The 13,320-nt window shown below is 41.5% G+C and carries 12 protein-coding genes; 5 read left to right on the top strand and 7 right to left on the bottom strand.

Annotation, left to right across the window (positions count from 1 at the left end; genetic code table 11):
- Positions 1-219 precede the first annotated feature (219 nt).
- The 5 genes from H6G69_RS25105 to H6G69_RS25085 all read right to left on the bottom strand — a co-directional run bounded on the left by H6G69_RS25105 (position 220) and on the right by H6G69_RS25085 (position 4,041).
- Positions 220-807: a molybdenum cofactor guanylyltransferase gene (locus H6G69_RS25105; protein ID WP_190691837.1), complete on the bottom strand. Its 588-nt coding sequence runs from the start codon at positions 805-807 to the stop codon at positions 220-222.
- Between the two features lie 298 nt (positions 808-1,105).
- The gene (locus tag H6G69_RS34705) at positions 1,106-1,180 is read right to left on the bottom strand and encodes a hypothetical protein (RefSeq protein WP_313951995.1); all 75 of its coding nucleotides are present in this window, start codon (positions 1,178-1,180) and stop codon (positions 1,106-1,108) included.
- 187 nt (positions 1,181-1,367) lie between these two features.
- Positions 1,368-1,592, bottom strand: coding sequence for a hypothetical protein (locus H6G69_RS25095; RefSeq protein ID WP_190691836.1), 225 nt, complete (start codon positions 1,590-1,592; stop codon positions 1,368-1,370).
- A 58-nt stretch (positions 1,593-1,650) separates the two neighbouring features.
- Positions 1,651-3,708: a thioredoxin domain-containing protein gene (locus tag H6G69_RS25090; RefSeq protein WP_190691835.1), complete on the bottom strand. Its 2,058-nt coding sequence runs from the start codon at positions 3,706-3,708 to the stop codon at positions 1,651-1,653.
- Between the two features lie 171 nt (positions 3,709-3,879).
- Positions 3,880-4,041, bottom strand: a complete 162-nt coding sequence (locus tag H6G69_RS25085) for a hypothetical protein (RefSeq protein WP_190691834.1) — start codon at positions 4,039-4,041, stop codon at positions 3,880-3,882.
- A 437-nt stretch (positions 4,042-4,478) separates the two neighbouring features.
- Here H6G69_RS25085 and clpP point away from each other — a divergent pair, with 437 nt between their 5' ends.
- Positions 4,479-5,084, top strand: a complete 606-nt coding sequence (clpP, locus tag H6G69_RS25080; protein ID WP_190691833.1) for an ATP-dependent Clp endopeptidase proteolytic subunit ClpP — start codon at positions 4,479-4,481, stop codon at positions 5,082-5,084.
- Between the two features lie 115 nt (positions 5,085-5,199).
- On the opposite strand, the gene H6G69_RS25075 is transcribed toward clpP, so the two are convergent.
- Complete coding sequence (locus tag H6G69_RS25075; RefSeq protein WP_190691832.1) at positions 5,200-6,042, bottom strand: hypothetical protein; 843 nt, start codon at positions 6,040-6,042, stop codon at positions 5,200-5,202.
- Positions 6,043-7,052: 1,010 nt separating this feature from the next.
- On the opposite strand from H6G69_RS25075, the gene H6G69_RS25070 reads away from it, so the two are divergent.
- The 3 genes from H6G69_RS25070 to H6G69_RS25060 all read left to right on the top strand — a co-directional run bounded on the left by H6G69_RS25070 (position 7,053) and on the right by H6G69_RS25060 (position 10,839).
- Entirely contained in the window at positions 7,053-9,404 is a 2,352-nt protein-coding gene (locus H6G69_RS25070; RefSeq protein ID WP_190691831.1) for a ribonuclease R family protein, read from the top strand.
- A gap of 19 nt (positions 9,405-9,423) precedes the next feature.
- The gene (locus H6G69_RS25065; protein WP_190691830.1) at positions 9,424-10,044 is read left to right on the top strand and encodes a flavin prenyltransferase UbiX; all 621 of its coding nucleotides are present in this window, start codon (positions 9,424-9,426) and stop codon (positions 10,042-10,044) included.
- A 102-nt stretch (positions 10,045-10,146) separates the two neighbouring features.
- Entirely contained in the window at positions 10,147-10,839 is a 693-nt protein-coding gene (locus H6G69_RS25060) for a LapA family protein (protein WP_190691829.1), read from the top strand.
- 158 nt (positions 10,840-10,997) lie between these two features.
- On the opposite strand, the gene H6G69_RS25055 is transcribed toward H6G69_RS25060, so the two are convergent.
- Positions 10,998-11,198: a hypothetical protein gene (locus H6G69_RS25055; protein WP_190691828.1), complete on the bottom strand. Its 201-nt coding sequence runs from the start codon at positions 11,196-11,198 to the stop codon at positions 10,998-11,000.
- Positions 11,199-11,666: 468 nt separating this feature from the next.
- On the opposite strand from H6G69_RS25055, the gene H6G69_RS25050 reads away from it, so the two are divergent.
- Entirely contained in the window at positions 11,667-13,280 is a 1,614-nt protein-coding gene (locus H6G69_RS25050; RefSeq protein ID WP_190691827.1) for an NB-ARC domain-containing protein, read from the top strand.
- The last annotated feature ends 40 nt before the right edge of the window (positions 13,281-13,320 follow it).

The raw sequence follows: 13,320 nt of genomic DNA, 5'->3' as shown, positions 1-13,320 counted from the left end.
TGGTTATGGGTCTCTAGAAGTTCTTTGTACTTTTGTAACAAAACGTGAACGATACAGCAACCCTTCAAAGATTGATTATGCTGATATGCTGACTTGGAATGACTAATATTTACCAGAAAAATGTATTGTTTATTACATTTTTATCAACAGAGTTTAGGAGTCAGAAGTGACTACAGCTATATTTTAATTTTGGGTTATTTGCTAGATAAAAGGATGTTTTTATTTGATTAATGCCCAATCTTCTGGGGTATTACAGTTAAACAAGATTTCTTCAGTTGGGACGGACAAAAATTGTATAGGATGCAACTTCAGCCACTGCTGAAACGATCGCCCGCCTTGGTTGATAAAATCTAGTAGTTGCGGCAAACACTGACGGCGATAAAAACCGCACAGAGGTTCCCAGCCTTTAGGATGATGAGCTAAAGCGGCGATCGCATCTTCCCCTACATTATCAAGTTGCGCCACCCATCCTTGCAACACCTCAACCTGCAACTTTGGTAAATCGCAAGCAAGTAACAGCACCCAATCAGTTTGCACCTGTGCAAGTCCTTGGGCAAACCCCACCAACGGCCCATGATTTACAGGCGCTTCTAAAATAAACTGACAACGAGGCAGTGTTAAATGTTGATAGCGTTCCGGCCAAGGAGTGACAATAAAAACAGTCTCAGCACAAGCCGCCGCAATCTGACAAACTCGCTGTAATAAAGGCACACCTTCAACCGTCAGCAAAGCTTTATCCTGTCCCATCCGTGAACTTTTACCGCCAGCCAATACAATGGCAGATAAAAGTGCTGAGTGCTGAGTCATTTGTGTTTCTATGTCCCTATTTTGCACCACACCTGAATTTTGTCTCTAGACCTGAGATTTGTGGCGTTGATAATTAGAGGGATGTTTTTTGTTTCGCGCAAAGGCGCAAAGACGCAAAGACGAGAAAAATCGATAGTTAACCTTGCTGAAAAGGCTTAATTCATCCTGCATTTATGCAACGCCAGATTTTTTTTATTTTAGGACTTACGCAAGAACCCTCTCAAATTCTCTTAACTTCGTGTCCTTTGCGCTCTTTGCGGTTCTTTTTTTCATGATTTTGCGTAAGTCCTGTTATTTGTCAGATTTCGTCTTTATAAATTTTACTTCTATGCCCTATTCTAATTACAGTTATTAGTAAAATATCATCATAGATTTCATAAATGATGCGGTAATCTCCTACTCGAATCCGATAAGAATTGTCATCACCTTGAATTTTTTAACTCCATTTGGACGCGTTTCTATAGCCAAATCTAGAATTTTAGCATCGATGCGTTCTTTAATATTCTTGGGTAGTTTATTTAGTTGTTTTAGCGCACCCTTGGTTAATTCAACTTGATACATTAAGCCGTTTCTTTGTTATATCCTTGATATTCATTCCAAGAAACAGTACCATTGATGCGTCTATCTTCTCTAGCTTCCTTAATAGCTTGTAAATCTTCTTCATCTTCCATATCATCTATTCTTTGTAAATACGTGAGGATTTCATCTAACACACTGTCATAAGCTTGGTTTAACAACACATTGATAGATTCAATTATTTCTTTTCTTTCTTGTTCGGTTTTCATTGCTATTTTGCTTGATTTAGTAGATGGACTTTATCAGTTTTCTGCTTCCTAAAAAGAATCATCCTCTCGTTTGACTTTGCTGCACTTGCTGTAACATTTGCTCAATGCTGGTGGCTGGTGCAAGACATTTTAAACCTTGGCAAACTAAGGCGATACTGCCTTGTGGGAGGTTAGAAACGACAGAAAACGCTGCTACTGGCAAATATTGAGGAATGAGAGCTTGAATTTGCTCAGTGGTGCTGCGAATTAGGGTAGAGTTACGATACCAATCCAAAGCGGTGAATAAGCTAGGGCAAGCTTGAGGATGACTAGCCATGATACTTCGGAAGGCTTTTAAACCTTGCTCTGATAAATCGAGATAGTGCAGATTATCGGTGAGTAGTGATAACCTGACAAGATTTGCGATCGCTACTCCGTTAGCTGAAGGTGTAGCATTATCCGCATAGCTGCGTTCACGGACAATTAATTCCTGACTAGCATCGCTAGATGTGTTAAAATATCCTCCTAGTTCTACACTCCAGAGAAATTCGTCGAATTCTTCTTGGATAGCGATCGCTTTTTCCAACCATTGTTTATCCTCTGGGCTACAAGCTTGCAAATCCAGTAACGCTTTAATAAAAAAGGCGTAGTCTTCAGACTGCGCTAAAACTGTCGCTTCACCTTGATAATTGAGTCGGTGGAAACGTCCATTGACAAACTGATTTTCCCAAATAAAATTAGCGGCTTGTGCGGCTAGTTCCAAATACAAAGGTGATTGAAAGACCCCACCTGCTCTAGCTAACCCAGAAATCATCAAACTATTCCAAGCCACAATCATTTTTGTATCCGTCACCGAGGGAATACGCCCCGGCCAATTATGGGTTTTGGCTTCTTGATTATTCCGGGCTGGGGGAAAAGTCTTTAATGATTCTGGTGCATCACCATAACGCGCTGTAAATAATTTTGCTAATGCTGTTTCTATTTCTGGACTCAATTCCCCAGGGTTACGCCTTTGCAATACATTCAACCCTTCAAAGTTGCCTTGAGGACTAACTGTAAACTCTTGTTGTAATAGGTTTAATTCTTCTGGTGTTAATAACTGTGCGAGTTCGCTGTAACTCCACACATAAAAAGCCCCTTCTTCTGGCTCGACTGCATCAGAATTAATGAAACTATCTGCATCTTGAGCCGCGTAAAAGTAGCCTTCCGGGGCAATCATTTCGCGTTGCAGCCATTGTACAGTTCCCGCCACAGCCCTAGCAAAAGCCGGTTCTTGAATACCCGCACTCCATAAATTTGCTAGATACTCGACAATTTGCCCATTGTCATACAGCATCTTTTCAAAGTGAGGCACTGTCCAGGTGGGATCAACTGTATAGCGATGAAAGCCGCCACCTACATGATCATAAATTCCACCCAGGGCTAAATCTAGTCCGCGTTGAGTACAAATTTGCTGACCATCATAGCGAGATGGCAAATTCAACCGATTTCCCCGCAGTGCTAATTCAGCATAAGGCATCATCGGGAAACTGTTACCGTATTGATTAGCAGTAATGATCCCCGTGCTAGTTTCCCAACCTTTACCTAGTAATTCATTTTCTGCAACTGGTTGGGGATCATCATTTTGCAAGATTGCAGAGGTGAGGAGCGAGTCTAAAATTACTGCTTTGCGTTGGCGCAGTTCCTCTTTTTCGGTGTCATAGTAGCGCCGTAAAGCTTGCAGAACTTGTAAAAAACCAGGACGGCCGTAGCGGGGATCAACCGGAAAATAAGTCCCAGCGTAAAAAGGAACCAAATCTTCCGGAGAAAGAAAGGCATTTAACGGCCAACCACCTTGACCAGTCATCATCTGTAATGCCTGCATATAAATGCTGTCGATGTCTGGGCGTTCTTCTCTGTCTACTTTTATAGGCAGAAAATTGGCATTCATGTAATCTGCGATCGCAGCATTAGAAAAAGCCTCACCTTCCATCACAGTACACCAGTGGCAACTAGAGTAACCAATGGAAAGAAAGATAGGTTTATTTTCTGCCTTAGCAGTGGTGAGAGCTTCATCACACCAAGGCCACCAATCAATCGGATTTTCGGCGTGTTTACGCAGGTAGAGACTCTTGGCTTGGGCAAGGCGATTAGTCATGAGCTTGTTGTGTGAGGATAGATGCCTTCTTTGCCCAGTCTACATTCTTCAAGCATTAAGCGAGATACACACCTAAACAAAACTCAACCAAAAACAGTCTTGAAAGTGCTGAGTAAAGATACTAGCTGTTCTTTCACACAAGGCTGGTGAAATCAGTTTCATTGGGACTGCTTAACGCTCAGGCAAAGAACGCCACAGAAAACTGATGAGTGTTGTTGAAGTTTCTGGTGTGGGTGCTTTGACGTTAGCTTGAATTTTTGTATGAGGATTAATTCCTGCTATCAGATGAAGCAAGAAAGTAATGATGGCGGCTTGCACAAGTTTTTCTAGCATGGCAGGTCTCCCTCAAGTGATAGCACTGCAAATGAAATCCGTTTTTTAAATACACCCCAAAGCCATAAGTTTCCGAATGTGGGGTTAGCTGGACAAATGCCCTGAACTTATTCAATAAATTGCAAAGTTCTCAGTTACTGACAAAATCCACGTTTTAGGATATTGTTTCAGCAGTCTGACAGCCAAGCTACTAAGATGGTGTAGCATTCCTTAATTGCCTGAGTCAGCGTGTCAGATATGTTTAGTTGACCGCCCTCAGCAAATAAAGACAATTCCTTAGACGCTGCTCTTGATTAAAAGTGCCTGTAAATAATGATTAACATCTGCCTTCTTCAAGAGTTAATTCGCCATTTTAGGGGTGAAAACCGCCATTAGCCGTTGTCATCGCTAAAATCAAAATCGATAAAATAGATGTAATTTAGCTACAAGAACGCTGCATGATTCCTATCGTTATTGAACAATCGGGTCGAGGCGAACGCGCCTTTGATATCTACTCACGGCTGTTGCGTGAGCGTATCATCTTCTTGGGACAACAGATTGACAGCAACTTAGCTAACTTAATAGTTGCCCAAATGCTGTTCTTGGATGCAGAAGACCCAGAAAAAGACATTTATATGTACATTAACTCTCCCGGCGGTTCGGTAACTGCTGGTATGGGTATTTTTGACACTATGAAGCATATCCGTCCAGATGTCTGTACCATTTGTACCGGATTAGCGGCAAGTATGGGAGCTTTTCTTTTGAGTGCTGGTACTAAAGGTAAGCGGATGAGTCTACCCCATTCGCGGATTATGATTCACCAACCTTTAGGCGGCGCACAAGGCCAAGCTACCGACATTGAAATTCAAGCGCGGGAAATTTTGTATCACAAGAAGCGACTCAACGACTTTCTCGCAGACCACACAGGTCAGCCCATTGAGCGCATTGCAGAAGACACCGAACGCGATTTCTTCATGTCACCCGACGAAGCCAGAGAATACGGTTTGATTGACCAAGTAATTGACCGTCACTCTGCGGGTAGCCGTCCAATGGCTGTGGTGTAGTTATTTTTTATTGTAGGCTGGGTATTATGCCCAACCTACTAAATTAAGGGTGTGGCTAAAGATTCCAAGTATTTGAGAAAATCTAGTAGTTCTGCTTCGGTTAATAAATGACTAATTAAAACCCGGCGATTGGATCAGGTTGAGATTGTAGATATTGGAGAAAACTTTGCAATTCATCTTCAGTCAGCAAAGTCCGCCCTCTTTTATTGTAAGTTTTAATTAAATGCTCTCTTCCTTGTTCTGGTGTCCAACCTAAACGTTGAAGTTCTACATCAGTTTTGGCAATAATATCAGACAAATCTACTGCTTCAGCTTTCTTTTTTCTTTTACTAGTTGTGGGAGCGGTTGTAGTTTCTGAAGAACTAGAATTACGTGGTGTAAATGGAGTGACATTACTCGCAGTCATCCCAGAAAAAGCTGGAGTTTCTGGTTGATGAGATACGGCAATATCCAAATCATCTGTATGGTGAGTAAATGCTGGTTCTGGAGTTAAAGGTAAGCTAGAATTCAAGCTTGGGGAGGAAATGTAAGTATTACTAGTATTTAATGTATCAATTGCCAATAATTCTGGTTCAATATTCTTACTAGTAGTAGATGGGAAAGATATTTCTGTTTTACTTGTCACTAATTCCAAATCCCTATCTGTTTTAGACCCATAAGTAGATTCATTAACATCTACTGTTGTTTTACTCACAGGATTTGCTTGTACTGCAATTGTTGGTTTGGGAGATGATTCAACTTGGGTTGCTGGTGAACTTGTAACGCCCAAAACCATCAAAGCCCTAGTTCTAGCTTGGTCTTCGGCGGCTTCTACGGTGTCGGCTGCGGCCAAACCAGTAGCACGAGTTACACCGTCAATTTGGACACTAGCCCGAACAATATATTTACCTTGAAAAATGTCTACTAATTCGGAAATTAAACTGCCGTTGGGATATAAGCTCTGAAATTGAGCCAACATAATACTGCCACCAAAAACTAATGTCTGCTAAATTATGGGGTTGATGCAATCTCTAGACCCCAGTTAGTTACGTTTACTGTGTGTGTATCATTTTGTCATCGCCCAAGGAAAGAGAAGTGTGAAATTGAATGGGAGATAACTAAGTTGACCACAGTGAATCTATGGAAATATTTTAATTTTAAGACCCTAATTCCTTTGTCGGCAGAGAAAAAGCTAATTAATTCGGAAGATTGGGTAAGATTTATTCTTGAGTAGATGCGATCGCCTACAAAAACTGCCACAGCACTAACAAGCTAATTTTTCTGGTATCTTAAAATTCAAGGTAAAGTTTGTGCTGTGTTTGTGTGTTGTAATTGCGGCAGTAACTATTATTTCTCCCAAATTATTCGCTACTGCCCCTATTAACTAGGTGATCTCACCTTCAATGCTATACTATTTACCTAATTCTCTATATAGAATTATTTCCTGGAAGTACGCTCTAAATCTACAATAATGGAGATAAGGTTCGCCCTCACTGCTTGTATGGCTGCTGGCCTGATTGTCACCGATTCTACAGATGGGAAAATTAGGTTTATCAGCAGTTTCTCCTAGTTAAAAATCAGAGTTAGATGGCGTAAAAGCACCTTCAAGCTAGACAATCAAACACCTGTGGTTTTTCCTACCTATCGCTTTTGGGCAGTGTGGAGAGTAATCTTAAGCTAGCCTCTCAAAAAGCCTTCGCGTAATTACTGAGTAGGCAAAACCCCCTCATCAGGCGTACTTTATCAGTTTGGTTAGGTGAAGGGACAAAGCGCAAGCTAACTCTGAAATGGTCGTGCAGTGAGAAGTTCCAAGATTTCGGGAGCGACTTTATCTTAAGGGTAGGTTGATTTCCCTGGTGCGGAACTTCACAGAACCATGCCTCAGGGCAATTCGTTTCCAGTTAGTTAAGTATCTGTAGGCCGTGAGGGTATACAGAACAGAACCAGATTCAACCAACATGATGTTTTGACCAAAGGTCGGTTCACTGCATGGAATTTTCAATCGCTACACTCCTTGCCAATTTCACCGATGATAAATTGGTAGCTCGGAAAGTTTTAGAAAAAAAACTTGGCTGCGAAGATGAGGATAGTTTACAAAAGCTGCATATTGCTTTAGAAGTCCTAGAAAAAATCGGAATTTTGGTCAAAGAACGGGGCAAATATCGCCGCGTCTTTGAAGAAGGGATGATCGAAGCCAAACTTCGCTGTTCTAGTAAGGGCTTTTGTTTTGCAATTCAAGATGTAGAAGGCGCTGAAGATATCTACATCCGCGAAAGTCATTTAAGTAATGCGTGGAATGGCGATCGCGTTTTGGTAAGAGTTCTCAAAGAAGGTAGTCGGCGGCGCTCTCCCGAAGGGGAAGTTAAGTTAATTTTAGAACGTTCTAATCACACATTACTAGCGCGGATTAAACAAGTAGAAAGTGGTTTTCGCGCAGTACCTTTAGATGATCGCCTGTTGTTTGAACTCAAGTTGCAAACAAATGGTATGACTTTTGCCGAAGCCATCGACCATCTCGCCCATGTGGAAGTGCTGCGTTATCCTTTAGCGCAATATCCCCCCCTGGGAAGGGTCGTGCAAATTTTGGGTAGCGATGCGGAAGCCGCCGCCGATATTGATTTGGTCACTTGTAAACATGATTTATCCCGCAATTTTTCCGAAGCGGTACAAGAAGCAGCAGCGAAATTACCCAAACGCATCCTGAAAGCGGACATCAAAACCAGATTAGATTTACGCAGTTTATTTACCTTGGCAATTACGGGGATCAATACTGATGCCAAGTTAGTAGAAAATGCTTTGAGTTTGGAAAAAACCAACAAAGGTTGGCGTTTAGGCTTTCACATTGCCGATGTTTCTCACTTCATTCAACCCGATGAAATTTTAGACAGAGAAGCCTTGAAGCGCGGACGCTCTGTGTACTTGGGTGATTTAGTATTGCCTATGTTACCAGACACTGTAGCCGATCGCTGTTCTTTGGTGGCGGGAAGTGATCGCCTCACACTCTCATTCTTAATTACCATCGACCCAACATCCGGGGAAGTGGAAGAATGGGAAATTCAACCGAGTGTGATTAATGTCGATACAGCCATCAACAAAGACAAGGCGGAAGCAGTTCTTGGTGGTCAACCTGCTAAGGAATCTGAGGAAGTCATTCAGTTATTGCAAAACCTAGAAGGTTTACACCAAGTCGTCAAACAAGCACGTCTAGCCCGTGGTAGCTTACAGTTAAACTTGCCACCCAATCAAAATCCTTACTTTGATGAAGGAATGTTAGGTGCGGTTGTAGTGAATAATTTAACTGTGCGATCGCTCCTCACCGAGTTTACGCTATTAGTCAATCAACTCATGGCAGAACATCTCAGTGCATTAGGTATCCCCGCCATTTGGCGAGTCCAAGGCGCACCTGATCCCGAAGATGTCCAAGAAATGCTCAAACTGGCAATTAATTTGGGTGTGGAACTGACATTAGACCCCGAAGCGGATATCCAACCCTTAGATTACCAATTATTAACGCGAGCCTTTGCCGAATCACCTTCCGAACAGGTGTTAACTTATTTGTTGCAAGACACCCTCAAACCAGCCGCTTACAGTACCACCAAAGGCAGTCATTTTGGCTTGGCACTAGCGCAATATACTCACTGTACTTCGCCCTTACGCCGCTATCCTGATTTGCTCTTGCAACGAGTTTACTACCGACTGATTGAACATGGACGCGATCGCCGCACTACCCGCGTTAAAGACCGCGTTAACCTGCGTCATTCATCATCCCACATCGAAGTCAGTTGGAACGTCTTACCGCCCGAATTGCAACAAGAACTGCAAAGCGATTTAACCAGGGTCATCATTCAACTCAATGACCGCGAAAAAGAAGTCCAAGAAGCCGAAGCTGACTTAGCAGGGTTGCAAAAAGCCCAACTAATGAAACAACGCATTGGGCAAGTTTTCCAAGGCGTAATTACTGGTGTGCAGTCCTACGGGTTCTTTGTAGAAATTGAAGTCCCAACCACAGACTCGCCCAAACAAAAACATCCCAGTGCGCCATTGCGGGTAGAAGGATTAGTCCACGTTAGTTCCTTAAAAGATGACTGGTATGAATATCGCGCCAGACAACAAGCCTTGTTTGGTCGAAAAAATCGCGCTTCTTACAGATTAGGCGATCGTGTATCTGTCCAGGTGAAGAGTGTCGATTACTACCGCCAACAAATTGATTTAGTCACCGTTGGCAGTGATGGCCTACCTAAAGGCTTAGGTAATCCTAGTCTTAATGATGACCGAGATGACATTTATCTATCTCGTGACCTTGAACCTAGCGATTTAGAAGCTTATGCTGATGATGAATAAGTTTTGTTAAGAAAATCGCGTGTCACATCACACCAAGCCGTTAATCATTGGCGTATCAGGAGCATCTGGGCTAATTTATGCCGTTCGCGCTCTCAAGTATTTGCTTGCTGCTGACTATGAAATTGAATTAGTTGCCTCTAAATCAAGTTACATGGTTTGGCAAGCCGAACAGGAAATTAAAATGCCAGCCGAACCAACTCAACAAGAGCAATTCTGGCGCGAACAAGCAGGAGTAGCCGTTGCAGGCAAACTACGCTGTCATCCTTGGAGTGATGTGGGAGCTAATATAGCCAGTGGCTCCTTTCGCACTTTAGGGATGATCATCATCCCCTGTAGTATGAGTACAGTTGCCAAGCTAGCCGTTGGCTTGAGTTCCGACTTACTAGAAAGGGCAGCAGATGTCCAACTCAAAGAAGGGCGTAGACTAGTGATCGTACCCCGGGAAACTCCCTTTAGCCTGATTCATCTGCGTAACTTAACCACCTTGGCAGAAACGGGGGTGAGAATTGTCCCAGCTATACCTGCTTGGTATCACAACCCGCAAACCATCGAAGATTTGGTGGATTTTGTCGTCGCCCGGACTTTAGATCAATTAGAGATTGACTGCATCCCCATTCAACGGTGGCAAGGTCATCGTTAAAGTATGAAGTATGTAAGGCTTGCCGCAGGCTAGGCTGAAGTATGAAATTTATATTTCACACTTCATACTTCATACTTCATAATTCATAATTCATACTTGCTTATGGCTGTACTTCGCTTAATTTTATTAGTGGCAATACTAGGAGGACTAACACTGTTGTTAGTACAGAACTGGTCGCCTGCTATATCGTTAGTGTTTTTAGGGATGCGTACTCAACCCTTACCTCTAGCAATGTGGATTTTATTTATTACTACTGCGGGTGCGTTTACGTCTGTATTGATCACTACTTTATTTAAAATATCGAGTTATTTTCAAGGGCAACCACGGCAAAAAACCCAGGCAAAATCAGCAGCAACTTCACGGCGTGTCAGCGCACCTAGCAGAGAAGAATTTAAATCTACGCCTTTTACTTCTCCATCATCTGCTCGGCAAAATCAAACACCTGCAACCGAAGAATTTGATGATTGGGAGACTAGTAATAATAACGATGATTGGGATTTTGAGGAACAATCAGAACAAACACCTCGTCCTCAACCAGAACGCAATTTTGAACCAGAAGAACGCCAACAACAACCTAAAACAGCTTCTAAGTCTGGTTCAACTTACTCTTACAGCTACCGCGAACCCAAAAATACGGCTGTAGGTAAAACCGAATCAGTTTATGATGCTGATTATCGCGTCATTATTCCTCCCTACAAACAACCTGAAAACGAAACCGCAAGCACTAGTGATGACGATGATTGGTCATTTTTTGAGGATGATGAATTTGAGGATGACGAAAAACCACGCAAGTGATTGAGTAGCTCAGTGTGAAAAACTATTGTGATGGAAAGGCAGGAGGCAGGAGGCAGAAGAAAAGAGAATGGCAGTCTTGATTAACTGTCTACAAACTTCAGACTAGCCTGCGGCCAGACGCTGCGCGTCTACAGACTTCAGACTTCACACTTCAGACTTCAGACTTCACACTTCACACTTCTTTCCCGCGATTCTTGCCTGACTTTACCGTTCATCGCCGCTTCTTGCAAAGCCATAAAAGCATTGAAATCTTCCAAGTCATAACGACTGGTTAATAAATGCCGTAATTGATTTTCTGCTTCAACAGTTAAATATCCAGTTGTTAAAGCTTGTTGTACAACATCACGAATTCGAGTCATGGTTGATGCCTCTTAACACACCACATTAATTATTCGGGCTGAGTCCGGTAGAATACGCATCGTTTTTTGTGCTTATACCTTAAATTTTGCAAAGCTTAGTTCCGACAAGCTCAAAAATTCAGTCTCTTTTTACACCTTGCTTGGCAAAAATTTTTGATGATAACTTAATTTCCAAGAATTTTAGAATTCCAATAATGTGATACTAAAGACACGGTATGATGCCAATCTAAAATTCTCACAGCACAGACCAAAAGTTACGTAGATTTCTATTGACCGAATTTGTTTGCTTAAAGTTTCAAACAAGCTTGATAAAATTTCCGTTAAATCTAAAGATATCTAAGCAAGAACTTCCAAGTCACCTAACAACAGTTAGTAAATTCGTTATAAATTTACTTTTTATTTATTCTGACTTCATCGAATAATAGTTAGGATATTGCCGGGGTTATATTAACTACATAAATTATGGTAATGGCAACACCAGATTCAAATCAAGTCGAAGAGGAATTTGTTGAGGCTAAAAGTAATTGGGAGTTAGAAAAGTTATACGTAGATTTAGCATCAACAAAAGGTAAAGCGTTAACTCCAGTAGAAAAGAAATTCCTCAGAGGTTTGCTGTGTGGTTGCAGTCCAGCAGAAATTGCCAGTATAGTTTATCAAAGTCGCAGTAGTAGCACCGTTAGAGTTTATTTGTCTAATGGATTATACAAGTATATAGAAGAAATGCTGAGTAATGCAGCTGGCTACTCAGTAAAAGTGAAAAATTGGAGTCGTGTAACTTATTTACTAGAAAAAGCTGGGTACAAAAAAGGTAGGATTCAATTACCAGCAGCAATTATTCCGAAAAAAGCATCAAAACCTACACAAACAGAGTTAGTCAAAGTTAAATCAGCGGCAATGCCCGATTGGGGTGAAGCAGTTGATGTTAGCGTTTTTGAGGGTCGTATCACAGAACTTGCAAAAACTCAACAATGGATATTGCAAGAAGGCTGTCGCTTACTTCTACTTTCAGGTATGGGTGGTATTGGTAAGACAGTTTTTTCGGTGAAGCTAGCACAAGAAATTCAAGAGCAGTTTGATTATGTCATCTGGCGATCGCTACGTCTATCTCCTACCCCGGAACAGATAATCGAACAGCTAATTCAAAATTTATTACCCCATCAAGAAATAGCTATTTCAGAAAATACCGAAGGGCGCATCTCTCAATTGATAGATTTTTTGCGTAATTATCGATGTTTAATTGTTTTTGATCATTTTGATGCAGTTTTAGCTAGCAGTGATATTGACACGACATTAACAGCTAGCAGCCAAGGAATGAAAAATTCTCATCCTTCTTTTATTCTGACTCAAATTCAGTATCGCCCAGGATATGAATTATATGGGGAGCTAATTAGGCGCGTTGGGGAATCGCAGCATCAAAGCTGTTTAATATTAACCAGTCGAGAAAAAACTCCCGAAATCACAGCTTTAGAAGGTAATTCGCTACCTGTTCGCTCTTTGAGATTAACTGGTTTAAATCTCTTAGAAAGCCTCTCACTTCTGAAATATAAAGGGTTGACTAATATAACAGAAGACGAATGCCATACTTTGTTAAAACAATATGCCGGAAATCCACTGTTCTTAAAATTAGTAGCGACAACCATTCAAGAATTATTTGGTGGCAATATTGATGAGTTTATTCAACAAGGAACTGTGGTGTTTGGGGAGATTCGCACCATTCTAGAGCAACAGTTTAATCGGTTGTCGCAATTAGAAAAGCATATGATGTACTGGTTGGCAATGAATCAGAATGCTGTTTCTGTGAGGCAATTGCAGAAAAATACTATACCAGGTTTGTCACCTAAACTATCGCAAAGATTAATTTTAGAAGCGGTCGATTTATTAATGAGACGCTCCCTGATTGAACAACAAGGTTCTAGCTTTGCGCAAACTCCAGTATTTATGGAGTATATAATTGAACGCTTAATTGAAGAAAACCTGAAATTAAGCGAAGAACAAGAAAGCTACTTTTTAATGAGTCAGACCATTTTTGCGGCACACTTAAAAAACCACATCAAAGAAAGTCGCTTGAATGCCGAGATTTAAAGTAAAGTGAGGAGTTGAGAATTTACTGGAGTAAAGCGAC

It is taken from the genome of Nostoc sp. FACHB-110, from assembly GCF_014697425.1.
Classification (GTDB): domain Bacteria; phylum Cyanobacteriota; class Cyanobacteriia; order Cyanobacteriales; family Nostocaceae; genus Nostoc_B.
Note: the sequence above shows the minus strand (reverse complement) of the source record. Positions and strands in the feature narration are given on the sequence as shown.